Here is a 21833-nt window from a genome sequence, read left to right as displayed (position 1 = left end):
CGCCTGCGGCAGCCAGACGCGGCCGGCGAGTGTGCCGCGTGTTCCGTCCTCAGGGAGAAGGTCTTTCACCGTCAATGTCGTCATGGCCGCGCCCTCGTTGTTTATCGGATCAGCCGCAGCCGATCACATTGGCGAAAACCAATAAACGTCTGGCGGGGGAAGTCCAGAGAGCGCGCCGCTCACTTGAACCAATGCACCAGTGCGATGCTGATGCCGAGCAGCAGCATCAGCGACAGCGTTACCGCGGCCGTCACCCGCCCGCCGACATTGGCGAGCACGCGTACGTCGACGCCGAGACCGAGAGCCGCCATCGACACCACGGTGAGAAAGCTCGTGATCTTGGTCACCGGACCAACCACCGTCCCCGGCACGATTTCGAGGGAACGCAAGGTCGCCAGCGCCAGAAAGCCGAGGATGAACCAGGGCACCAGGCGGAAGAAGCCAACATGGGTCTTCTTGGCATCGCTCTGCCAGCGCGAGGCGGCGAGCGACAGGCCGACCACGACCGGCCCGAGCATCAGCACACGCATCAGCTTCACGAGCGTGCCGATCTGTGTCGAGACGAGCCCGGCCGGGACCGTCGCGGCCAGCACCTGCGGCACCGCATAGACCGTGAGGCCGGCGAGGATGCCGTATTGCGTGGCAGACAATTGCAACAGCGGAATCAGCAGCGGCAGGCCGAGCACCATCATCACGCCAAGGATCGCTGTGAAGGAGATCGAGGATGCGATCTCGTCATTGTTGGCGCCGATGATCGGGGCCACGGCGGCAATCGCCGAATTGCCGCAGATCGAGTTGCCGCAGGCGATCAGGATCGACAACCGCGTCGACAGACCCAGCATCCGGCTGATGCCAAAGGAGACGCAGAGCGCAATCACCACGACCGCTGCGATCGACGCCAGCAGCGCGACGCCGGAGGCCGCGATGGCGGCGAAGCTGATCGAGGCGCCCAGCAGCATGACCGCGACTTCGAGGAGCTGTTTTGCGCTGAAGGCGATGCCGGCCTGCCAGCGCGGCGCGGGTTTCCAGAAGCTGCGCAGGGCCATCCCGAGCAGGATCGCCATCACCAGCGCCTCGACATAGGGATGCTCGAAAACGCCAAGCTCCGCCCTTTCGAGCAGGGCCGAGACACCGGCGACGGCGACACAGAGGAGGATGCCTGGAATCAGCGCGAAAATACGGCTCGCGGCGGTGGCCGGCTTGGCATCGGCCGGGCTGGATGCTTGATTCTGCGACACAAATCTCTCCCAGAGGAGAAAGATTTATACGCAGCGCCAGCTCAATGGGGAATAAGTTTTCGACATATCAGGGCCGAGGGAAGTTCTGTCCTAACCCGGAATAAACGGCCTCAGAAGATTAGGCTCTTGGCGAGCGAGGCCACACGGCTGAACCCGTCGTAAACGCCGGGTTCGAAGAACGCTGCACGCGCGAGCACGATTCCGGCCACGAGCGACCAGAACACCCCGGTGCCGACCCGCAACAGGAGCTTTGACGCGCGCGACTTCGGCTGGGCATCCGTCGCGGATACCAACTGCTCGCCAAAGGGCTCAAATCCAGTGCGTTCCATAGCAGGCCAATCCATCAATTCGTGGCTGAAATGTCGTCTTTTCGACCCCAAACAGCAATGGAAGCGATTGGCTTTTTTGGTCCCCCGCGGGGAAACTCCTTCCGCCGGAATGACCTCGGACAACCGCTTTCTTCTTCGGGCCTATTCGGACACCGCCCGCCCGGCTCAGAGGGCCAGATAACGCCGGCGGATGGCGTCGTTGGCCTTCAGCTCGTCGATTCCGGCGGCATAGACGATTTGGCCCTTGTCGATGACCGTGGCGTGGCTCGCGAGCCCCAGGCAGAAATGCATGTTCTGTTCGGCGATCAGCACGGTCGATCCGATGCTTCGAAGCTGCCGCAACAATTCGCCGATCCGCTGCACGATGATCGGCGCAAGCCCCTCGCTCGGCTCGTCCAGCAGCAACAGCGCAGGATTGCCCATCAGCGTGCGCGCGATGGCCAGCATCTGCTGCTCGCCGCCCGAGAGACGCCCGGCAATGCGATGGCGCAGCGGTTCCAGCAGCGGGAAGACCTCATAGATGCGCTTGATCGGCCATTCGTCCTGGCCCTCCGGCCCCCTCTTCTTCCCGATGACGAGATTGTCCTCGACCGTATGCTCCGGAAAGATCTGGCGGTCCTCCGGCACGAAGCCAAGACCGGCGCGCGCAATATGATGCGGCTTCCGGCCCGAGATCAGAGCACCGCGCAGGCTCACTCTGCCCCGTCGCGGCGGCGCCAGCCCCATGATCGCCTTCATGGTCGTCGATTTGCCGGCCCCGTTGCGGCCCAGGAGTGCCATGGTCTCGCCTTGCCGCACCGAGAGGCCGACACCGAACAGGATCTGGCTGGTGCCATAATAGACGTCGAGATCGGCGACCTCGATGACGACAGAGCTCATCCGGCCGCTCCTGCATGTTCGGTGCCGAGATAGGCTTCGATCACGGCGCTGTCGTTGCGGATCTCCTCGGGCGTGCCGGTGGCGAGGATGCGGCCGTAGCAGAGCACGACGATTTTTGGCGCAATCTTGAAGACGATGTCCATGTCGTGCTCGATGAAGACGACCGTGATTTTTTGCGTCTCCCAGAGCTCGCGCACCTTGTCGATCATGCGCCAGCGCTCCTCGGGGCCCATGCCGGCGGTGGGCTCGTCCAGCAGCAGCACCTTCGGTTCGAGCACCAGCGCCAGCGCAATGTCGAGCAGCTTTTGATCGCCATGTGACAGCGTCGCGGCCGTGCGATGGCGCTTGCCGGCAAGGCCCAGCAGCTCCATCACGTGCTCGGCGCGGTCGCGCGTCTCCGGCAGAGGAAAGCGCTTGTGCAGCACTGCCGAGGTGCGCTGGTCGGCACTGACGGCGGCTAACATGGTCTCCTGCACCGTCAGCGACTTGAAGATGCTCGCCACCTGGAAGGCGCGGCCGATGCCGTGACGGACGATCTCCGGCGGCGAGCGGCCGGCGAGGTCGACACCGTCGAGCAGCACCTGGCCGGTGTCAGGCTTCAACGCGCCGGTGATCAAATTGAAGAAGGTGCTCTTGCCCGCGCCGTTCGGACCGATCACCGCAGTGAGCGAACCGTCGGGGAAATCCAGCGAGACGTCGTTGGTCGCCTTCACGCCACCAAAGGATTTTGCGAGGTTGCGGATCTCCAGCATCGCTAGCGGCCCTCGCCTGCGTCACGCCGCTGCGAGAACCACTCGGCGACGAAATCCAGCAGGCCCTTGCGCAGGCCCAGCGCGAAGAACAGGATGACCACGCCGAGCACGATGCCGTGATACTCGGTGAACCGCGTCACGGTGTCGTTGAGCAGCAGCAGCAGCACGGTGCCGACCATCGGCCCCAAGAAGGTTGAAACGCCGCCGAGCATGTTGATGAAGATGCCTTCACCCGAGATGGTCCAATAGGCGAATTCCGGATAGGCGCCGGAAACGAACAGCGCCATCACCATGCCGCCCATCGCCGCGAACAGCGCCGCCAGCACGAACACGGTGAGCTTGGCGCGCCAGACGTCGATACCGAGAAAGCTCGCGCGCGCGGCATTGTCGCGGATCATCCGCAACGTGTAGCCGAACGGCGATTGCGCGATCTGCCGCATCGCGAGCAGCCCAAGGATCAACAGCGCGCAGCTCGCGATGTAGAGATGGACGTGGTTGGCCAGATCGATGCCGAGAAAGACGGGTCGCGGAATGCCGCCGCGCAGGCCCTGGTCACCGCCGGTGAACGAAGCCCAGGACAGGATGGTCGAGTGGATCAGCATCTGGAAGGCGAGCGTGACGAAGGCGAAATAGATCTCCTTCAGCCGCACGCAGATCGCGCCGATCACGGCCGCGATGAGCGCCGTGATCGCCAGCGTCGCAACGAAGGCGACCGGAATGGGCACGCCGAGCTTCTGCATGATCAGGCCGAAGCTGTAGGCGCCAAGGCCGAAGAACATGCCATGGCCGAACGAGGTCAGGCCGGTGTAGCCGACCAGGAGGTTGAGCGAGGTCGCGAACAGTCCGTAGGCGGAGCAGCGGATGACGAAATCGAGCAGCGCCTTGCTGCCCGTCAACAGCGGCAGGCTCGCCAGCACGGCAAAAGCGATCAGCGCGATCAGGACGTCGCGATAGCGTTGCAGCACCGAGCCACCGCGCACGGGTGCCAGCCCTTGCGCGTGTCCGGCCTCCAGCTCGGTCATGCCGCCTCCTTGCCGAACAGGCCGGTGGGTTTCGAGACCAGCACGATCACCATGAACAGATACATCAGGCCTTCCGTGAACAGCGGAAAGCCGAGCGAGCCGAACGAGCGGATCAGGCCGAGCAGCAACGCGCCGATCAGGGCGCCCAGGATCGAGCCCATGCCGCCGATCACGGTGACGATGAAGGATTCGATCAGCACCGAGAATCCCATCCCGGGCGTGAGCGAGCGCACCGGCGCGGCGAGCGCACCCGCGAGGCCCGCCAGCATGCCGCCGAGCGCGAACACGCCGCCATAGATCAGGCCCGTGTTGATGCCGAGCGCGGACACCATGCCGGGATTTTGCGCGGCGGCGCGGATCACCTTGCCGATGCGGCTGCGCGACAACCCGATGCCGAGCACGACAGCCGCAACGAGCGCAACGCCGATCAGCAGCAGATAATAAGGCGGCACCACGCCGCCGGCGATGAACAGCGGCATCACCTGGAACGCGGACGGCATGCCCATCGACTTGAATTCCGGCCCCCAGATCAGGCGCACGACATCGTCGAAGATCAGCACGAAGGCGTAGCAGACGAGGAGCTGCATCAAGACGTCCGCGCCATAGACGCGGCTCATGAAGACGCGCTCGAAGATCAATCCGAGAATGGCGGTGCCGGCCGCGCCCGCCAGCATCGCGAGCGCGAAGCTCCCGGTGAGCTGATAGGCGGTCATCGCGAAATAGGCGCCGAACATGTAGAAGGCGCCGTGGCTGAAATTGACCACCTTGAGCACGCCGAAAATCAGCGTCAGCCCGACCGCAACCAGGAACAGCAGCATGCCGATGATGAGGCCGCTGGTGGTCTGCGTCACCAGGCAGGCGGAGCTGGAGAGGCAGCCGGCAAGCGCGTCGAGATCCACGGGAGCACTTTCATTGCGGCGCGCCTGACACGGCGCGAAAATCAAACGAAAACGGCGAAGACGGTCGCCCGTCTCCGCCGCACATCAGATCAGGTGTAACCCTTGCTTTTCTTCCACTCGGCCTCCAACTCGAAGATCGTCTTCCAGTCGCCGGCCTTGACCTCCGGCACATACGGCTCCTGCGGGATCGTGGTGCCCCAGCCGATGGCGTAGCCGACCAGCGTGTGGTCGTCGCCGCGCATCGTCACGGTGCCGTCGGCACCGAACGGGCACTTGATGGCGAGGCCCTTCAATGCCTCCGCGATCTTCTTGCCGTCGGCGGAGTTCGCCTTCTTGGCGGCCTCGGCCAGGAACATCACGGCGGTCGCGTTCTGCCACGACCAGTTGGTCGGATACTCGTTATACTTCGCCTTGTAGGCATCGCCCCAGGCCGCGTTCTCCGGCGTGGTCGGAAAGGTCTTGATGTAGCGGTTGCCGGAGTGGATGCCCTTGGGCAGGTTCTTCACGACGGTGAGCGCGGTGTAGTCGGCCATGTTGACCGCGAACACCTCCATCTGGCTGAACATCGCGTAGATGTTGGCCTGGTCGATGTAGGAGGTGAGATCGCCGCCCCAGAGGCAGGAATAAAGCGCCTGCGGCTTGGCTTGGAGGATCTTCGTCACCACCTCGGTGTAGTCGGGCTGGAACAGCTTTGGCCAGGACTCGCTGATGATCTCCACATCAGGCGCGAAACGTTTCAGGTACAGCGTGAATTCGCCGGTGGTGTCGCGGCCGTAGGCATAGTCGGGCGAACAGGTCGCCCATTTCTTCAGGCCCTTGGCCTTGGCGATCGCGGCGGCGTAGCTGCCGCCGACGATGGAATCGTGGATGCCCTGGCGCACGCAGCGGAACGCATTCGGGATGTGCTGCTTCGGATCAGCCGTCAGCGAAGAGGCTTCCGAGCAGGTGTGGACGCAGAGCACGCCGAGATCGCGCGCGACCTCATGCACCGCGAAAGATCCGGAGGACGCCTCGCCGTCGAGCAGCAATTCGCAGCCGTCGGTGTTGACGAGCTCGCGCGCGACGCGGGCGGCTTCCTGCGGCTGGCCCTTGGAATCGCGGATCACCATTTCGATCTGCCGGCCGGCCAAGCCGCCGGCGGCGTTGACCTTCTCGACCTCGAGCATCACCGCATTGCGCGAGGACGTGCCGAGCTGCGCCACGCGGCCCGACAGGATCGTCGGCATGCCGATCTTGATGGTCTTGGCTTGCGCACGCGCCACCCAAGGCGCGGCAACACTCATCGCACCGGCGCCCATCAGCGCCAGCGTTGAACGGCGGCTGATGCCCGGCGTGCGGGTCCTCGTCATTTTTCCCTCCCTCTGTCGGGTCGGCGTGTCCTGATCCCTGTCGGAGATCGTCTCGTCTCCGTGCTCCCAAGGATTTCAGAGGGTGGGGGGTGACGTCAAGCCGAAGATGAATTACGAGTCAGAATTCATCGAGGGAGGAAGCGAGGCCGATGACCGGCCCAAGATCCGCAAAATGATCAATCTTTCGAGCTTCATCGCCTTTCATGCCCGGCGCACGCCGGACCGGCCCGCGCTGAAATATCGCGGCGAGGAGATCTCCTGCGCGGCGCTCGATGCGCGTGTCCGAATGGTTGCAGGCTGGCTCGCCGCGCAGGGCATCAGCGCCGGCGACATCGTGGCGGTGCTGATGAAGAACAGCGCGGCGTTCCTGGAGCTGGTCTTCGCCACCAGCCATCTCGGCGCGGTGTTCTTGCCGATCAACTTCCGCCTCTCCCGCGAGGAGGTCGGCTACATCGCCGGCAATGCCGGCGCACGGCTTCTGATCGTCGACGAGGAATTGGCTGCGAATGCCGCGGGCACCGGGATTGTCGTGCTCGACGACGCCGCGCAGCAGAGCATGACGCATCTCGCAGGCGATGTGCCGCCCGCGCCGATCCATGGTCGCGCGCCATCCGACCTGATGCGGCTGATGTATACCTCGGGCACGACCGATCGTCCCAAGGGCGTGATGCTCTCTTACGATAATTTCTACTGGAAGTCGGCGGACCAGACGATCGCGCTGGGGCTCAGCGCCGAGACGCGACTGCTCGTCGTCGGCCCGCTCTATCACGTCGGCGCGCTCGACCTGCCCGGCCTCGCCGTGCTCTGGCATGGCGGCTTCATCCGCATCGAACGCAATTTCGAGCCGGAGACGACGCTCGCGGCGATCGCCGAGGACAAGCTCAACGCGGCATGGTTCGCGCCCGTGATGACCAGCGCGATGCTCACCTGCCCGACGCGTGAGCGCTACGACGTCTCCAGCCTGCAATGGGCCATCGGCGGCGGCGAGAAGACGCCGGAGCTGCGCATCCGCGCCTTCTCGCAACTTTTCCGCAATGCGCGCTACATCGATGCCTATGGCCTCACCGAGACCGTCGGCGGCGACACCTTCATGGAGGCCGGCCGCGAGATCGAGAAGATCGGCTCGACGGGGCGTGCGATTGCCCATGTCGAAATCGAGATCCGCGACGAGGACGGCAAGGTCTTGCCGGCGAACGTCAACGGCGAGATCTGCTTGCGCGGACCGAAAATCACGCGCGGCTACTGGAAGGATCCGGAGAAGACGGCGTCCGCCTTCTTCGGCGACTGGTTCCGCAGCGGCGACGTCGGCTATCTTGATGAGGATGGCTTCCTGTATCTGACCGACCGCAAGAAGGACATGATCATCTCCGGCGGCGAGAACATCGCCTCTTCCGAGGTCGAGCGCGTCATCTATGAAATGCCCGAAGTGCGCGAAGTCGCGGTGATCGGCCTGCGCGATGGGCGCTGGGGCGAACGGCCGGTCGCGATCGTCGTGCTGACCGAGGGCGCCAGGCTCGAGCTCCCTGCCCTCGCCGAGCATTGTCGCGCGCGGCTCGCGAGCTTCAAGGTGCCGAAAGAGCTGATCATTCGCGACAGCCTCCCGCGCAACCCGTCTGGAAAGATTCTCAAGCGCGTGCTGCGCGCCGAACTGGAGACCGTGGCATGACGCAAGGCCCCGCCACCGCGAAGATCACAAAGCTCAACCGCGTCGAGCGCAACGCCTGGACCAAGCAGAAGATCTTCGAGGCCGCCACCAAGGTCGTCGGCAAGCATGGCTATGCCGAAGCCTCCGTCGCCCGCATCACCGAACAGGCCGGCGTCGCGCAGGGCACTTTCTACAATCATTTCGAGAACCGCCAGGAGCTGCTCGACCAGCTGCTGCCGAAGATCGGCCTCGACATGGTCGAGTTCATCCGCGCTCGCACCGGCACGGCGGATGCGGCGCGGCAGGAGATCGAGCGCTTCGCCGCCTTCTTCGACTTCATCCGCGAGGTGCCGGAATTTTTGCGCATCCTCAACGAGGCCGAATTCTTCGCACCCATCGGATACCAGAAACATCTCGACAACATCTCGGTCGCCTATGTCCGCATCCTCCGCCGTGCGCGCCTTGCCGGCGGCATCGAGGATTTCAGCGACGACGAGTTCGAGGCGATCGTCCACATGCTGATGGGCGCGCGCGGCTATCTCAGCCGCCGCTACTCCTACTCGGCCGGCGGCGTCACCGCCGTGCCCGAGCACGTCATCTCCGCCTATCGCAAGCTGATGACGCGCGGCCTCTTCACCGCCTCCGGAGACCAGGACACGCCATGAACATCGAATCTCCGCACAGGCCGCTCGACCTCGCCTCGACCATCGCGGAAGGCGACATCCGCTGCCTCCTGATGGTGCTGGTGCATATGACCGGCGACGAGAAATGGCTCGCGGCGCCGTACTTGCCCAAGCGCGACATCCGCCTCATCCCCGATCCCGAGGCCGGCGTGCCCAAGGAGATCCAGGACGAAATCCGCGCCGCCGTGGTGAAGCTCTTCGCCGATGGTACGCCGAAGCCTGTCATCGCCGACCCTGGCGACGAGCTACTGCTGAAGATGATGCGCGCCTGTCTCGGCGAGAATGTCGCGCCGGAATATGCCCCTCTGATGCGCGAGGAAATGGGCTTCGTATCGCGCGAGGCACGTTGGACCAAGCGTCCTGCCGACGACAAGCTTGCCGACCAGCACGTGCTGATCGTCGGCGCTGGCGTCTGCGCCATTGCGCTCGGCGTGGCGCTCGGCCATCTCGGCATTCCCTACACCATCGTCGAGAAGAACGCCGAGCTCGGCGGCACCTGGTGGATCAACCGCTATCCCGGCTGCGGCGTCGACACGCCGAACCACTCCTATTCTTATTCCTTCGGCTCGGGGAATGCTTGGACGCGCTATTTCTGCCGGCGCGAGGAGCTGCTCGGATATCTCCAGAAAGTCGCCGACGAATACGGCATCCGCGAGCATCTGCGCGTCAACACCGAGCTGACCTCGTCGCGCTGGGACGAGGGCAAGCTGCGCTGGATCTCGACGCTCAAGACCGAGACAGGCGAGGAGACCTTCGAATCCACCGCGCTGGTCTCCGCCATCGGCCAGCTCAACGATCCCTCCCGCGCCCGCTTCAAAGGCGAGGAGGACTTCAAGGGAACGATCCTGCATTCGGCGCTGTGGTCGAGCGATATCAATCTCGACGGCAAGCATGTCGCCGTGATCGGCACCGGCGCAACCTCGATGCAGCTGGTGCCGTCGATCGCCGGCCGCGTCGCCTCGGTCGCCGTCTATCAGCGCAGCGCGCAATGGGCGCGGCCGGTGAAGGGTTATGCCGATCCGATCAGCGAGGGCGCGCGCTGGCTGCTGGCGCATCTGCCGTTCTATGTGCAGTGGTACCGCTTCAACATGTTCTGGCGCTATGGCGACGGCCTCTTGCCGTTCCTGCGCAAGGACCCGGCCTGGCCGCATCCGGAGCGCGCCGTCAACAAGGGCAACGACCGGCACCGCCAGGAGTTGACCGACTTCATCCTGTCGGAATTGCAGGGGCGGCCGGACCTGATCGAAAAATGCGTGCCGACCTATCCGCCCTACGGCAAGCGCATCCTGCTCGACAACAACTGGTTCAAGACGTTGACGCGGCCGAACGTGGAACTCGTCACCGACGCGATCGACCATTTCGATCGGGGCGGCATCGTCACCGCCGACGGCAGGCACCGCCCGGCCGATGTCATCGTGGTCGCGACCGGGTTCAAGGTGACGGAGATGGCGGCCCGCCTCAACATCAGCGGCCGCGACGGCAAGAATTTGCGCCAGGCATGGGCCAACGACAATCCGACGGCGTTTCTCGGCCTCACCGTGCCCGATTTCCCCAACTTCTTCTGCATGCTCGGCCCCAACTCCGGCCCCGCGCATGGCGGCAGCGTGATCTTCCAGTCGGAATGCCAGAGCCGCTACATCGCCGCCTGCCTAGCCGAAATGATCGAGCACGACGTCGCTGCCATCGACGTCCGCCCTGATGTGCTCGACGACTACGTCCGAAAGGTCGACACCGAGCACGAGACAATGATCTGGACCCATCCGGGCATGAGCACCTACTACCGCAATTCGAGTGGCCGCGTGTTTTCCGCGATGCCGTGGCGGTTCGTCGACTATTGGCGCATGACGCATGATCCGGATCTGGGGCAGTACAGGCTGACGAAAGCTTGAGGTCATTCGTCGGGACGAACTCAGGCTGAAGCTTGTCCCATCGTCATTGCCAGCGCAGCGAAGCAATCCAGACCCTTTCCGCGGAGGGATTCTGGATTGCTTCGCTTGCGCTCGCAATGACGGCCTATTCAGGCCGCGAGCCCAGTCTCCACCGGCGCAAACTCCAGCCCGAGGCTCTCCGCCACCGCCTTGTTGGTGATGCGGCCGCGATGGACGTTCAGCCCGTTGCGCAAATGCGGGTTTTCCAGCACCGCGGCAAAGCCCTTGTTCGCGAGCATCAGGCCGAACGGCAGCGTCGCATTGTTCAGCGCCTGGCTCGACGTCACCGGTACCGCGCCCGGCATATTGGCGACGCAATAGTGCACGACGCCGTCGACCTCGTAGGTCGGGTCGCTGTGCGTGGTTGCGTGCGAAGTCTCGAAGCAGCCGCCCTGGTCGATCGCGACGTCGACCAGCACGGCGCCCGGCCGCATCGATTTCAGCATCGTGCGCGTGACCAGCTTGGGGGCGCTGGCGCCCGGCACCAGCACCGCGCCGATCACCACGTCGGCGGCGAACACCTCGTCCTCGACCGATTCGATGGTCGAGAAGCGGGTACGCACGCGTCCGGCAAAAAGATCGTCCAATTGGCGCAAGCGCGGGATCGAGCGGTCGATCACGGTGACTTCGGCACCGAGGCCCGCGGCCATGCGCGCCGCCTGCGTTCCGACCACGCCGCCGCCAAGCACGACGACGCGCGCCGGCTGCACGCCGGGCACGCCGCCCAGCAGCAGGCCGCGGCCGCCTGCCGAGCGCTTGAGCGCGGCGCCGGCGGCCTCGATGGCGAGGCGGCCGGCGACTTCGCTCATCGGGGCGAGCAGCGGGAGGTGACCGTTCGCGTCCGTGACGGTTTCATAGGCGATCGCGGTACAGCCGGAGGCAAGCAGGCCCTTGGCCTGCTCCGGATCCGGCGCAAGATGAAGATAAGTGAACAGGATCTGGCCTTCTCGGAGCTGGACCCACTCGCTCTTCTGCGGTTCCTTCACCTTCACGATCATGTCGGACTTGGCAAAGATATCGCGGGCGCTCTCGGCGATGGTGGCCCCTGCCCGCCGATACACCTCGTCGGGCGCGCCGATGCCGCCGCCGGCGCTGGTCTCGACCGTGACCTGGTGTCCGGCCGCGACATATTCGCGGACCGCGCCCGGGGTGAGCCCGACGCGATATTCCTGCACCTTGATCTCCTTGGGCACACCGACGCGCATCTTTTGGGCTCCTTTGCCAACGCCTTGATTCGGTTCCTCATCGTAGCGACGGGGCCGGTTTGGTTTCGTGCAAATATCCGCTAGTTTCGGCAGGCCCGCGCCGGTTTCCGGCGCCAAGCCGCCCTTTCACGCTGGAAACGAAACATTGGCCCTCGACCGGAAAGACCTCGCGATCCTCGCGGAACTCACGACCAATGCACGTGCCAGCCACACCGAGCTTGCCAACAAGGTAGGGCTCTCCAGCACGGCGCTGGCCCGGCGGCAGAAGGCACTGGAGGACGAGGGCTACATCCAGGCCTACCAGGCCGCACTCGATCTGGCCCAGTTCGGCCTCACCACCACCGTGCTGGTTCGCATCGCGCTGGAGAGCCAGAGCGACGACGCATTGAAGGCGTTCGAGGCCGAGGTGGTGAAATGCCCTTCCGTCGTGCGCTGCTTCCTGATGTCGGGAACCGACGACTACATCCTGATCGTGCTCGCCCGCGACATTCAGGATTTCGAGCGCATCCACCGCACCGAGCTGTCCCGCCTGCCGCGCGTCGCACGCGTGCAATCGAGCTTTGCCCTACGCGACATCGTCAACCGTGCGGTGCCGACCGTGGTGTTCGGCGAAGCGAAGCGGTAGCCGGGGCCATTCCGCTCCACTGTCATAGAACTGTCATCGAATGTGCCGAGAGCTGTGCTTCTCGCACATTCGGGACAGACCATGGATTATTTCAAGCGCTTCAACTTCCTGTTCGCCGCACCAGTATTCGACGCCGACGATCTCGAAGGCGTCCGCTTCAACCAGATCATCGAGGAGATCCAGCGCTCCGGCTTCGAGGTGGTCCGGGCGCGCAAACTAGAAGATGCCGAGATGGCGGTGCAGACCGATGCCGCGATCGGGTGCATGGTGGTGGACTGGGGCAAGAAGGGCCTGGAGGGCAAGACCTCGGCGCTGATCAACCTGATGCGCCGCCGCGGCCTCGATTTCCCGATTATTCTGCTGATCCGGCGCAAGCGCTTCGAGGACCTGCCGGTCGAGGTGCTCGATTTCATCGACGGCTACGTCTTCCTGTCCGAGGAGACGCCGACCTTCATCGCCAAGAATCTGATCAGCCGGCTCAAACAATATGCCGAGACGCTGAAGACGCCGTTCTTCGGCGCCCTGGTCGATTATGCCGAGGAAGGCAACCAGCTCTGGACCTGCCCGGGGCATAATGGCGGCGTATTCTACAACCGCAGCCCGATCGGCCGGGTCTTCGTCGAGCATCTCGGCGAATCCGTGTTCCGCGACGACCTCGACAATTCCGTGCTCGATCTCGGCGACCTCCTCACCCATGAAGGGCCGGCGCTGAAGGCGCAGAAGGAAGCCGCGCAGATTTTTGGCGCGGAGAAGACCTATTTCGTGCTCAATGGCACCTCGACCTCGAACAAGGTCGCGCTCGGCGCCCTCGTTACCGACGGCGACCTCGTGCTGTTCGACCGCAACAATCACAAGGCCGCCCATCACGGCGCGCTGATGATCAACGGCGGCGTCCCGGTTTACGTGCCGACCATCCGCAACGCCTGGGGCCTGATCGGACCGATGCGCTGGGACGTGCTGGACGAGAAAACCTTGCGCGAGGCGATCCGCAATCACCCGCTGGTCACGGACAAGGAGGCTTGGCGCAAGGAGCGGCCGTTCCGCGTCGCCGTGGTCGAACAGTGCACCTATGATGGGACGATCCACAGCGCCGAGATGACCCTGAAGCGCATCGGCCATCTCTGCGAGTACATCCTGTTCGACGAGGCCTGGGCCGGATTCATGAAATTCCACCCGCTCTATGCCGGCCGTTTCGCCATGGGGCTGGCGAACCTTCCGCCGGAAGCACCGGGCATCATCTCGACGCAATCGACCCACAAGCAGCTTGCCAGCTTCTCGCAGGCCTCACAGATCCACATCAAGGACCGCCACATCCGCGGTCAGAAGCGGCGCGTCGAGCACCGCCGCTTCAACGAGAGCTTCATGCAGCACGCCTCCACGTCACCCTTCTATCCGCTGTTCGCCTCGCTCGACGTCGGCGCCCAGATGATGAAGGGCCGCTCAGGCGAAGTGCTGTGGGACGACACCATCCGCCTCGGCATCGAGCTGCGCAAGAAGATCCGTGCGATGCGCAGGGAGTTCGAAGAGAAGGAGCAGAACGCCGATCGGCGCTGGTTCTTCGAACCCTTCGTTCCCGACCGCGTCGCCATTCCCGATGTCGGCCGCCCCGGCACCGTCCACAACGTCGCCTGGGAAACCCTCTCGACCGATGAGCTCGCCACCAATCCCGCGCTGTGGCAGCTCTCTCCCGATACCAACTGGCACGGCTTCCCCGGCATGGCCGAGGGGTTTGCCATGACAGATCCGAACAAGCTGACGCTGCTCACCCCCGGCTTCGACCGCTCAGGTGCCTATGCCGAGCACGGCATCCCCGCCCCCGTTGTGGCGCAATATCTGCGCGAGAACCGCATCGTTCCCGAGAAGAACGACCTCAACTCCCTGCTCTTCCTGCTCACCCCCGGCGTCGAGGCGAGCAAGGCCGGCACGCTGATCTCCGGCCTGGTCGCCTTCAAGAAGCTGCACGATGACAATGCGCTGCTGTCCGACGTCATTCCGGAGTTCTACCAGCGGCGGCAGGCGCGCTACGCCGGCGTGCGCTTACGCGATCTCTGCGGCGAGATGCACCGGTTCTTCCGCACCGCCGACGTCAGCGCGCTTCAGGCCCGGCAGTTCATGCCCGAGCACATGCCTGAGATCGCGATGTCGCCTCGCGATGCTGCCCGCTATCTGTTCAAGAACGATGTCGACTACCTGCCGATCGAGGCCATCGCTGGCCGCATCGCGACCACGCCCTTCGTGGTCTATCCGCCAGGCATCGCCACCATCGTGCCCGGCGAGCGGTTGACCGAGCGGGCCAAGCCCATGGTGGATTATCTCAAGATGTTCGAAACCTGCTTCAACACGTTTCCGGGCTTCGACGTCGAGATCCAGGGCGTCTACAAGGAGATCGATGCCCAGGGGCGCATCGGGCTCTATACTTACGTCGTTGCCGAGTAGGTGCGAATGAACGAAACAGCTGCGCGCGCGAGCGACGAAGCCGTCCTGGTCAGGCCGTCACGCGACAGCGATGTCGAGGCAATGTTGGCGATCTACCGCCATCACGTCCGCAACGGCGTGGCGCGCGACATCGAGGGAACCGGCGCGCCCGAGCCGGACGATTTGCGCGACCGGCGCAAGAACCTCAAGCAGACCCGCCTGCCGCATCTGGTCGCAACCTTTCGCGGCGAGGTGGTCGGCTATGCCTATGCGGTGCTGTTCCGCAAGCGCCCGGCCTATCGCTACACGGCCAAGCATTCGATCTACGTCCACCACGAGCAACTCGGCCGCGGCGTCGGACGGTTGCTGCTGCAGGAATTGATCGATGCTTGTGCGGCGGCCGGCTTCCGCCAGATGATCGGCTATATCGACGCCGACAACGCGCCTTCGCTGGCGCTGCACGAGAAGTTCGGCTTCGCGCGCGCCGGCCTGCTTTGCGGCGTAGCCTATCGCCACGGCCGCTGGTCCGACACTGTCATGGTGCAGCGATCGCTCGGCGCGGGGACCACGGCGCCCCCGCCCGTCACGGCGCCGGGCCGGTAGACCTCAAGACGGAAAGTCGGCCGCTCGCACATGGATGCGGTCGGCATGCAGCGACCAGTGATGCAGGGCCTGGTCCTTGCAGAACCTGGCCTTCGCCCGCTCCCTGGCCTCGTCCTCGTCGGAGGCGTCGATTTCCAGCGTACCCTGGCAAATCTCGCTCTGCCGGCCGTACTCGCCGAGCACATCCTTCATGAACTTGACGACATAGGTTGACATGGGACCTCCCTGCTGCCCCGGCCGCACTCTAGTCCCATTTAAGCCGGACCGGGGAAGGAGATTTTGACGCGGATCAAAAGGCCGGCAAGGTTCCCGCCGCCCATTCCGGCGGCAGTCCGCCCTCATGTGGTTATATCGAGGAGCGACTCTGTCGTTTCCGCGTAAGCCTGAATGACTTTCGCATTGGCAATGAAGCTGTACTTGGCGGCCGCCAGCTGAACGAATTCGCTGGCGATATCGACATTCGGCGCTGCGACCAGCCCATCCTGGTTTGCGAAGGAAGCGCTTGGGTCTGATTGCGCGGTATAGCTCGGCGATACCGTCGACACCTTCGCGGTCGTGCCGCCCGGCGTCGAGCCGCTCGATTGGTCGACCTGATCGACGCGCAATGGCACGTAAGCCGCGGGAAACGTCGGAGCAATGCCCGGACTGCCTGTAACGGCCGACGGGCTCGACCCGCCCGAGGTCGGCAGCGGGCCGGTCGTTCGAACATTGGCGATGTTGCTCGCGGCCACGTTCACGCGCAAACTCGCCGCGGAAAGTCCGGATGTCGCAATCGAGAAGATGCTCATGGGCTTTCAACTACAGGACAAGTGATACGCGTTCACTTACCCGCTCGATAAGATGCGGCGCTTTGCCTTTCCGTCGTGGTAACCAATGATCGGAGCGCTGACCCTTCACGCCCCTACCCCGGCGTCACGCCAAAAGCCTGCTTGAAGCGCTCCGCATAACGCGGCCAGACCTCGGGATTGATGATGCGTGGCGGGCGCTTGCCGTCGAGCGTGTCCAGCACCTGCTCGGCCGCGATCCGGCCCATGTTCTGCCGCGCCTCGATCGTGACGCCCGCGGTATGAGGGCTTGCCAGCACGTTGTCGAACTGGAGCAGCGGATGCTCCGGCGGCGGCGGCTCCTTGGACCAGACGTCGAGGCCGGCACCGGCGATGCGCTTGTCGCGCAGGGCCTGGAGCAGCGCATCCTCGTCATGGATGAAGCCGCGCGCCGTGGTGATGAAATACGCATGCGGCTGCATCAGCCCGAACTCGCGCGTGCTGATCATGTTGCGGCTGCCCTTGTCGAGCGGACAGGAGATCGAAACGAAATCGGCGCGGCGCAACAGCTCGTCGAGCTCGACCTTCTCGCCGCCCCGCTCCGCCATCACCTCGGCCGAGAGATACGGGTCATAGGCCAGCACCTTCATGCCGAGCAGGCCCTTGCACAGTGCGGCGATGCGGCGGCCGACATTGCCGAGGCCGATGATGCCGACGGTCTTGTGCTCAACCTCGTTGCCGACGAGGTCGTTGCGGTTGACGTCGCGCTCGCGGCGCAGGCGGCGGTCGGACTGGATGATGCGCTTGGACAAGGTCAGCATCATCGCCAGCGCGTGCTCGGCGACCGAATGGGCGTTGCCGCCGGACTGGTTGACGACGAGCACGCCCGCATCCGTGCAGGCCTCGACGTCGACAGGATCGAAGCCCGCGCCATTGCTGGAGACCAGCAGCAGGTTCGGCGTGCGCCTCAGGAAGGTGGCATCGACATGGAAATGAGGGGCGAGTTCGTCCCGGGCGGCGCCGATCTGGTAAACGTGCGCCGCATTCAGGATCGGCGCGTAGACATCTTCGGGGCTCCCGTTCTCGATGCGATCGAGCCGGACGTCGGGCCGCGCCTTCAGGATGTCGACATAGATCGGATTGGCCAAATAATTGGAGTAGAAGACGCGCTTGCTGTTGACGGACATCAGGACCCTTCCGGCTCTCCAGGGAGATCCGCAAGGTCGGCGCGATGCGCGCCCGTCCGTGCCCCCTCCCGTTTTCTCGTTGCCGCCGCTTATGACATGGCGGTGCCGACTACGACAGGCCGTTCAGCGCAGATCACGGTGCGGCCCGGACATGTTGACAATCCCGCCCGCTCCGTCAAGTTCGGCCGGTCGCGCGACGGAAAGAACCAAGAAGCATGCGCGGCCCAAGAAAATACGCCAAGGGAGAACGCAATGGCGATTGCGGAACAGCAGACTCAGGCGGGACAGGCGTCCAGCGACGGGAGCTGGCACGGCATCGTCCTGCAAACCCTGAAGCGGAACGAGATCAGCCTCATCCCTTACGTGCCCGACCGGGTGCTGACGCCCCTGATCAAGAACCTGCACGCCGATCCCTTCTTCACCACCTTCGCCACTGCCCGCGAGGAGGAAGCCGTCGGCATCGTCTCAGGCGCCTGGATGGGCGGGCGGCGCGGCGCAGTCCTGATGCAGACCTCCGGCTTTGCCACGCTCGCCAACGTGCTCGCCTCGCTCGCAGTGCCCTACCAGATCCCGCTGATCATGTTCGTGTCCGAGCGCGGCACGCTCGGCGAGTTCAATTACGGGCAATCGCTGGTCTGCCGCACCATGCGCCCGGTGCTGGATTCGCTGGCGCTGGAGCACCACACCATCACCCGGCTCGACGAGCTCGAATTCATCACCGACCGCTCGATCAAGCAAGCCGTCACGACACAGGCGCCGGTGGCGCTGATCCTCAACCCGCTGCTGACAGGCGGCAAGGTTTTCGACAAGTGAGCGCCACCATGAATACTGGCAACACCAAAGTGATGAACCGGTTCGATGTGACCTCGCGCCTGATCGGAAAGCTCGAGCACGAGGAAGCCGTGATCGGCGGCATCGGCAACACCAATTTCGACCTCTGGGCCGCCGGCCATCGTCCGCAGAATTTCTACATGCTGGGCAGCATGGGCCTCGCCTTCCCGATCGCGCTCGGCGTGGCGCTGGCGCAGCCCGACCGACGCGTCTTCGCGCTCGAAGGCGACGGCTCGCTGTTGATGCAGCTCGGCGCGCTCTCGACGATCGCGACGTTGAAGCCGAAAAACCTCATCATGATCGTGATGGACAACGGCATCTATCAGATTACCGGCGCACAGCCGACGCCAGCGGCAAGCGTCGCGGACATCGTTGCCATCGCCGCAGGCTCCGGCCTCGCCAACAGCGCCTGGGCTGCGGACGAGGAGGATTTCGAGCGCCTGGTCGATGCGGCGATGTCCGCCGCCGCGCCGAGCCTGATCGCCGTCCGTATCGACGACAAGCCCGGCGTCGGCACCACAAGGCGCGATCCCGTACAAATCCGGGAGCGCTTCATGCACGGGCTCGGCGTGCGCGAGCCGCTTTAACATTTTGTCATTAACTACACAGCGATCTGATGGAGGGACTGTACCGGTCCGCTGCCAATCTGTGCTAAGCGAACCGGATGTCCATTTTGATACGTTCATTTGCCTGGCTGCTCGCGGCCGCCGTTACTTTCGCCACCCTCGGTCCCCCCGGCCTGCGGCCCCATTCCGACCTCGGCCAAGACGGCGAACATGCGCTCGCCTTCATCTTGGTGGGACTGGCCTTCGGCCTCGCCTATCCGCGGCGGCGCCTGCCCGGCGCAGGAGCCGCGGTCGTCCTGATTGGCGTGCTCGAGCTGATGCAATTTTGGGCACCCGGACGCCACGCCCGGCTGGAGGACTTTCTGGTCGACGCGCTCACGGCCTGCTTCGGCTTTGCGCTCGCGGCGGTCACCGATTGGGCTATGACACGCTTTCGCGCAAGCGCCTCTGCAGCAAGCGAAGGCCCCGCGGAGTAGAACTCCGCAGGGCCCTTTCCCCTCCACGCCCGTGGCCGGCCTGGATCAGTCGATGATCTTGACCACCCGACGCGTGCGCGGCTCGACGATCACGCGGCGATCGTTCACGACCGCATAGCGATACTCGGTGTAGTTCGGTACGGGACGGAGCACCACGGTCGGCGGCAGCGGCTCGCCTACCACGACGCGCTCCTCGACCACGACGGAATCGCTGCGAGGAATTCCGCCGAGGACCGCATTCGGAATCTCGAGGCCAGCGCCCACGGCCGCACCAACGGTGCCGCCAACCATGGCGCCGATCGGTCCGCCAATATCGCCGCCCGCACGCGCGCCGTCCCTGGCGCCTTGTTCGGTCGTCGACTGGGCAAAGGCTGCGCTCGACGCCAGCAGCGACGCTGCAGCCAACGTAATCGCAAGACGAGTTTTCATGTTGATTTGTCTCCAGTGATTGTCCTGCGCCTTCAACCGCGGGGCCGGAGCATTGTTCCGGTTCCCCCGAAGCGAAGACGCCTCAAAAACTGGAGACTGTTACCGCGTAACAGTTCAGGCTGCGGCGATCTCGTGACCTGCCATCAGTTCCAGTGCCCGCACCATCGCGGAATGATCCCAGCCCTTGCCGCCATGCGCGGTACAGGCCGAGAACAATTGCTGCGCCACTGCCGTGCTCGGCAACGACAGGCCGAGCGTGCGCGCGCCTTCGAGCGCAAGATTGAGATCCTTCTGGTGCAGCTCGATGCGGAAGCCGGGATCGAAATTGCGCTTCACCATGCGCTCGCCATGCACTTCGAGGATGCGCGAAGAGGCAAAGCCGCCCATCAGCGCCTGCCGCACCAGCGCCGGATCGGCCCCGGCTTTCGATGCGAACAACAACGCCTCGCTCACCGCTTCGATCGTGAGCGCGACGATGATCTGGTTGGCGACCTTCGTCGTCTGCCCGTCGCCATTGGCGCCGACGCGGGTGACATTCTTGCCCATTTTGTCGAACACCGGCTTCATGGTGCCAAAGGCCCGCTCCGGCCCGCCGACCATGATGGTGAGGCTCGCGGCCTTGGCGCCGACCTCCCCGCCTGAGACCGGCGCGTCGAGATAGTCCGCCCCGAGCGCCTCGATCTTCTTCGCGAACTCCTTCGTCGCCAGCGGCGAGATCGAGCTCATGTCGACGACGATCTTGCCCTTGGAGATGCCGCTCGCAACGCCGTCCTTGCCGAACAGCACCGCTTCCACATGCGGCGTATCCGGCACCATGATGATGACCGCATCCGCGCCCTCCGCGACTTCCTTGGCCGACTTGCAGGCAATGCCGCCGACCGCAATCAGCTCCGGCGCGACCGGCGCGACATCATGCAGGAGAACACGATGGCCTGCGCTAAGGAGATGGCCGGCCATCGGCCGTCCCATGGTGCCAAGTCCGATGAAGCCGATGTTGGTCATGTCTCATTCCTCCAGATTTGGGCCAAGTCGATCCACAAGCTCGGTGCACCTCTCCCGCTTGCGGGGGAGGTCGGCGCGTAGCGCCGGGTGGGGGCTCTATCCGCTTGGGGGCTTTCACCGCATCTCGATCGAATCTTTTCGCGGAGATACCCCCACCCCAGCCCTCCCCCGCAAGCGGGAGAGGGAGCGCACCGTCGCTGTGGGTGCATTCTCACGTCTCGAACGTCTGCGCCGCGTGCCACGAAAGCCCTTCCAGCGTCGTGGTGCGCGGCTTGTATTCGCAGCCGATCCAGCCGCGATAGCCGATCGCATCGAGGTGGCGGAACAGGAAGGGATAATTGATCTCGCCGGTGCCGGGCTCGTGGCGGCCCGGATTGTCGGCGAGCTGGATGTGGGCGATCTGGGGCAGATATTCCTGCATGGTGCGGGCGAGATCGCCCTCCATGATCTGCATGTGATAGATGTCGTACTGGACGAACAGATTGTTCGACCGCACCTCGGAGATCAGCTGTATCGCCTGCTCGGTGCCGTTGAGGAAGAAGCCGGGAATGTCGAGCGTGTTGATCGGCTCGACCAGCAGCTTGATGTTCTCGCGTGCCAGCGTGGAGGCGGCGAAGCGCAAATTTCCCACCAGCGTCTCGTTGAGTTCGCGCGGATCGGCATCGGCAGGCGCAATACCCACGAGGCAGTTGAGCTGCTCGCAATCGAGCGCCTTGGCATAGTCGATGGCGCGAAACACGCCGTCGCGGAATTCGGCGGTGCGATCGGGCAGGATCGCAATGCCGCGCTCGCCCCCGGCCCAGTTTCCGGCCGGCAGATTGTGCAGCACCTGGGTCAGGCCGTGGGCTTCCAGCTGCTCGCGCAGCTGCGCCTTGTCGAAATCATAGGGGAAGAGATACTCGACCCCGGAAAAGCCCGCCGCCTTCGCCGCTGCGAAGCGGTCCAGGAACGGCATCTCGTTGAAGAGCATGGTGAGGTTGGCAGCGAATTTCGGCATGATGAGGTC

General features: G+C 64.4%; 23 protein-coding genes. 9 read left to right on the top strand and 14 right to left on the bottom strand.

Annotation, left to right across the window (positions count from 1 at the left end; translation table 11 throughout):
• Nucleotides 1–179: 179 nt before the first annotated feature.
• The 7 genes from IC66_RS0107100 to IC66_RS0107070 form a co-directional block, all read right to left on the bottom strand.
• The gene (locus IC66_RS0107100; RefSeq protein ID WP_038947144.1) at nt 180–1238 is read right to left on the bottom strand and encodes a YeiH family protein; all 1059 of its coding nucleotides are present in this window, start codon (nt 1236–1238) and stop codon (nt 180–182) included.
• Nucleotides 1239–1348: 110 nt separating this feature from the next.
• A complete protein-coding gene (locus IC66_RS48155) occupies nt 1349–1690 on the bottom strand; it encodes a hypothetical protein (RefSeq protein ID WP_240536282.1) in 342 nt (113 codons plus the stop codon).
• A 42-nt stretch (nt 1691–1732) separates the two neighbouring features.
• Nucleotides 1733–2446, bottom strand: a complete 714-nt coding sequence (locus IC66_RS0107090) for an ABC transporter ATP-binding protein (RefSeq protein ID WP_038947142.1) — start codon at nt 2444–2446, stop codon at nt 1733–1735.
• Nucleotides 2443–3198, bottom strand: a complete 756-nt coding sequence (locus IC66_RS0107085) for an ABC transporter ATP-binding protein (RefSeq protein WP_038947140.1) — start codon at nt 3196–3198, stop codon at nt 2443–2445. Before IC66_RS0107085 ends, IC66_RS0107090 begins: the two co-directional genes overlap by 4 nt.
• 2 nt (nt 3199–3200) lie before the next feature.
• Nucleotides 3201–4220 (bottom strand): branched-chain amino acid ABC transporter permease, encoded by a 1020-nt coding sequence (locus IC66_RS0107080; protein ID WP_038947138.1) that lies wholly within the window; start codon nt 4218–4220, stop codon nt 3201–3203.
• Complete coding sequence (locus tag IC66_RS0107075; protein WP_028142386.1) at nt 4217–5119, bottom strand: branched-chain amino acid ABC transporter permease; 903 nt, start codon at nt 5117–5119, stop codon at nt 4217–4219. The genes IC66_RS0107080 and IC66_RS0107075 overlap by 4 nt, the downstream gene beginning before the upstream one ends.
• An 89-nt stretch (nt 5120–5208) precedes the next feature.
• On the bottom strand, nt 5209–6468 hold the full coding sequence (locus IC66_RS0107070) for an ABC transporter substrate-binding protein (protein ID WP_038947137.1): 1260 nt from the start codon (nt 6466–6468) through the stop codon (nt 5209–5211).
• A 172-nt stretch (nt 6469–6640) separates the two neighbouring features.
• Here IC66_RS0107070 and IC66_RS0107065 point away from each other — a divergent pair, with 172 nt between their 5' ends.
• Genes IC66_RS0107065 through IC66_RS0107055 form a run of 3 tightly spaced genes read left to right on the top strand, consistent with a single transcriptional unit; the run spans nt 6641 to nt 10685 of the window.
• Nucleotides 6641–8134, top strand: coding sequence for an AMP-binding protein (locus tag IC66_RS0107065; RefSeq protein WP_038947136.1), 1494 nt, complete (start codon nt 6641–6643; stop codon nt 8132–8134).
• On the top strand, nt 8131–8778 hold the full coding sequence (locus IC66_RS0107060; protein ID WP_028142383.1) for a TetR/AcrR family transcriptional regulator: 648 nt from the start codon (nt 8131–8133) through the stop codon (nt 8776–8778). The genes IC66_RS0107065 and IC66_RS0107060 overlap by 4 nt, the downstream gene beginning before the upstream one ends.
• Nucleotides 8775–10685: a flavin-containing monooxygenase gene (locus tag IC66_RS0107055; protein ID WP_038947135.1), complete on the top strand. Its 1911-nt coding sequence runs from the start codon at nt 8775–8777 to the stop codon at nt 10683–10685. Before IC66_RS0107060 ends, IC66_RS0107055 begins: the two co-directional genes overlap by 4 nt.
• 128 nt (nt 10686–10813) lie before the next feature.
• On the opposite strand, the gene ald is transcribed toward IC66_RS0107055, so the two are convergent.
• A complete protein-coding gene (gene ald / locus IC66_RS0107050; RefSeq protein ID WP_028142381.1) occupies nt 10814–11929 on the bottom strand; it encodes an alanine dehydrogenase in 1116 nt (371 codons plus the stop codon).
• Between the two features lie 145 nt (nt 11930–12074).
• Here ald and IC66_RS0107045 point away from each other — a divergent pair, with 145 nt between their 5' ends.
• The 3 genes from IC66_RS0107045 (at nt 12075) to IC66_RS0107035 (ending at nt 15572) form a co-directional block, all read left to right on the top strand.
• Nucleotides 12075–12554 carry an Lrp/AsnC family transcriptional regulator gene (locus tag IC66_RS0107045; protein WP_028142380.1) on the top strand — a complete coding sequence of 160 codons (480 nt, stop codon included), beginning with the start codon at nt 12075–12077 and terminating at the stop codon, nt 12552–12554.
• Between the two features lie 81 nt (nt 12555–12635).
• A complete protein-coding gene (locus IC66_RS0107040) occupies nt 12636–14990 on the top strand; it encodes an Orn/Lys/Arg decarboxylase N-terminal domain-containing protein (protein WP_038947134.1) in 2355 nt (784 codons plus the stop codon).
• A gap of 6 nt (nt 14991–14996) precedes the next feature.
• Entirely contained in the window at nt 14997–15572 is a 576-nt protein-coding gene (locus IC66_RS0107035; RefSeq protein WP_028142378.1) for a GNAT family N-acetyltransferase, read from the top strand.
• A gap of 3 nt (nt 15573–15575) precedes the next feature.
• Here the strand turns inward: IC66_RS0107035 and IC66_RS0107030 are convergent, their stop codons facing one another.
• The 3 genes from IC66_RS0107030 to IC66_RS0107020 form a co-directional block, all read right to left on the bottom strand.
• Nucleotides 15576–15788, bottom strand: a complete 213-nt coding sequence (locus IC66_RS0107030; RefSeq protein ID WP_018315882.1) for a hypothetical protein — start codon at nt 15786–15788, stop codon at nt 15576–15578.
• A 122-nt stretch (nt 15789–15910) separates the two neighbouring features.
• Nucleotides 15911–16360, bottom strand: a complete 450-nt coding sequence (locus IC66_RS0107025) for a flagellar basal body rod protein FlgC (RefSeq protein WP_028142377.1) — start codon at nt 16358–16360, stop codon at nt 15911–15913.
• A gap of 113 nt (nt 16361–16473) precedes the next feature.
• A complete protein-coding gene (locus tag IC66_RS0107020) occupies nt 16474–17523 on the bottom strand; it encodes a hydroxyacid dehydrogenase (protein ID WP_038947133.1) in 1050 nt (349 codons plus the stop codon).
• Nucleotides 17524–17775: 252 nt separating this feature from the next.
• On the opposite strand from IC66_RS0107020, the gene IC66_RS0107015 reads away from it, so the two are divergent.
• From IC66_RS0107015 to IC66_RS0107005, 3 genes are all read left to right on the top strand, one after another.
• Nucleotides 17776–18336 (top strand): thiamine pyrophosphate-binding protein, encoded by a 561-nt coding sequence (locus IC66_RS0107015; protein ID WP_028142375.1) that lies wholly within the window; start codon nt 17776–17778, stop codon nt 18334–18336.
• Nucleotides 18337–18344: 8 nt separating this feature from the next.
• Nucleotides 18345–18941 carry a thiamine pyrophosphate-dependent enzyme gene (locus IC66_RS0107010; protein ID WP_038947131.1) on the top strand — a complete coding sequence of 199 codons (597 nt, stop codon included), beginning with the start codon at nt 18345–18347 and terminating at the stop codon, nt 18939–18941.
• A gap of 77 nt (nt 18942–19018) precedes the next feature.
• A complete protein-coding gene (locus IC66_RS0107005) occupies nt 19019–19396 on the top strand; it encodes a hypothetical protein (RefSeq protein WP_028142373.1) in 378 nt (125 codons plus the stop codon).
• A gap of 45 nt (nt 19397–19441) precedes the next feature.
• On the opposite strand, the gene IC66_RS0107000 is transcribed toward IC66_RS0107005, so the two are convergent.
• The 3 genes from IC66_RS0107000 to hyi form a co-directional block, all read right to left on the bottom strand.
• Nucleotides 19442–19825: a DUF1236 domain-containing protein gene (locus IC66_RS0107000; RefSeq protein WP_018315876.1), complete on the bottom strand. Its 384-nt coding sequence runs from the start codon at nt 19823–19825 to the stop codon at nt 19442–19444.
• 114 nt (nt 19826–19939) lie between these two features.
• Nucleotides 19940–20827, bottom strand: a complete 888-nt coding sequence (locus IC66_RS0106995; RefSeq protein WP_038947130.1) for a 2-hydroxy-3-oxopropionate reductase — start codon at nt 20825–20827, stop codon at nt 19940–19942.
• 211 nt (nt 20828–21038) lie between these two features.
• Nucleotides 21039–21824: a hydroxypyruvate isomerase gene (hyi, locus tag IC66_RS0106990; protein ID WP_038947129.1), complete on the bottom strand. Its 786-nt coding sequence runs from the start codon at nt 21822–21824 to the stop codon at nt 21039–21041.
• Nucleotides 21825–21833 lie beyond the last annotated feature (9 nt).

Origin of the sequence: Bradyrhizobium genomosp. III (assembly GCF_000261705.1) — a bacterium.
Lineage (GTDB): Bacteria > Pseudomonadota > Alphaproteobacteria > Rhizobiales > Xanthobacteraceae > Bradyrhizobium > Bradyrhizobium ottawaense.
Note: the sequence above shows the minus strand (reverse complement) of the source record. Positions and strands in the feature narration are given on the sequence as shown.

Excerpts from the sequence above, each read along its gene's own strand:
- IC66_RS0107005 (WP_028142373.1), top strand. The coding sequence starts at position 19,019 with ATGTCCATTTTGATACGTTCATTTGCCTGGCTGCTCGCGGCCGCCGTT.
- IC66_RS0107015 (WP_028142375.1), top strand. The coding sequence starts at position 17,776 with ATGGCGATTGCGGAACAGCAGACTCAGGCGGGACAGGCGTCCAGCGAC.
- IC66_RS0107085 (WP_038947140.1), bottom strand. The coding sequence starts at position 3,198 with ATGCTGGAGATCCGCAACCTCGCAAAATCCTTTGGTGGCGTGAAGGCG.
- IC66_RS0107020 (WP_038947133.1), bottom strand. The coding sequence starts at position 17,523 with ATGTCCGTCAACAGCAAGCGCGTCTTCTACTCCAATTATTTGGCCAAT.
- IC66_RS0107070 (WP_038947137.1), bottom strand. The coding sequence starts at position 6,468 with ATGACGAGGACCCGCACGCCGGGCATCAGCCGCCGTTCAACGCTGGCG.
- IC66_RS0107035 (WP_028142378.1), top strand. The coding sequence starts at position 14,997 with ATGAACGAAACAGCTGCGCGCGCGAGCGACGAAGCCGTCCTGGTCAGG.
- IC66_RS0107090 (WP_038947142.1), bottom strand. The coding sequence starts at position 2,446 with ATGAGCTCTGTCGTCATCGAGGTCGCCGATCTCGACGTCTATTATGGC.
- IC66_RS0107040 (WP_038947134.1), top strand. The coding sequence starts at position 12,636 with ATGGATTATTTCAAGCGCTTCAACTTCCTGTTCGCCGCACCAGTATTC.
- IC66_RS0107025 (WP_028142377.1), bottom strand. The coding sequence starts at position 16,360 with ATGAGCATCTTCTCGATTGCGACATCCGGACTTTCCGCGGCGAGTTTG.
- IC66_RS0107060 (WP_028142383.1), top strand. The coding sequence starts at position 8,131 with ATGACGCAAGGCCCCGCCACCGCGAAGATCACAAAGCTCAACCGCGTC.
- IC66_RS0106995 (WP_038947130.1), bottom strand. The coding sequence starts at position 20,827 with ATGACCAACATCGGCTTCATCGGACTTGGCACCATGGGACGGCCGATG.
- IC66_RS0107030 (WP_018315882.1), bottom strand. The coding sequence starts at position 15,788 with ATGTCAACCTATGTCGTCAAGTTCATGAAGGATGTGCTCGGCGAGTAC.
- IC66_RS0107055 (WP_038947135.1), top strand. The coding sequence starts at position 8,775 with ATGAACATCGAATCTCCGCACAGGCCGCTCGACCTCGCCTCGACCATC.
- IC66_RS0107000 (WP_018315876.1), bottom strand. The coding sequence starts at position 19,825 with ATGAAAACTCGTCTTGCGATTACGTTGGCTGCAGCGTCGCTGCTGGCG.
- IC66_RS0107010 (WP_038947131.1), top strand. The coding sequence starts at position 18,345 with ATGAATACTGGCAACACCAAAGTGATGAACCGGTTCGATGTGACCTCG.
- ald (WP_028142381.1), bottom strand. The coding sequence starts at position 11,929 with ATGCGCGTCGGTGTGCCCAAGGAGATCAAGGTGCAGGAATATCGCGTC.
- IC66_RS0107065 (WP_038947136.1), top strand. The coding sequence starts at position 6,641 with ATGATCAATCTTTCGAGCTTCATCGCCTTTCATGCCCGGCGCACGCCG.
- hyi (WP_038947129.1), bottom strand. The coding sequence starts at position 21,824 with ATGCCGAAATTCGCTGCCAACCTCACCATGCTCTTCAACGAGATGCCG.
- IC66_RS0107080 (WP_038947138.1), bottom strand. The coding sequence starts at position 4,220 with ATGACCGAGCTGGAGGCCGGACACGCGCAAGGGCTGGCACCCGTGCGC.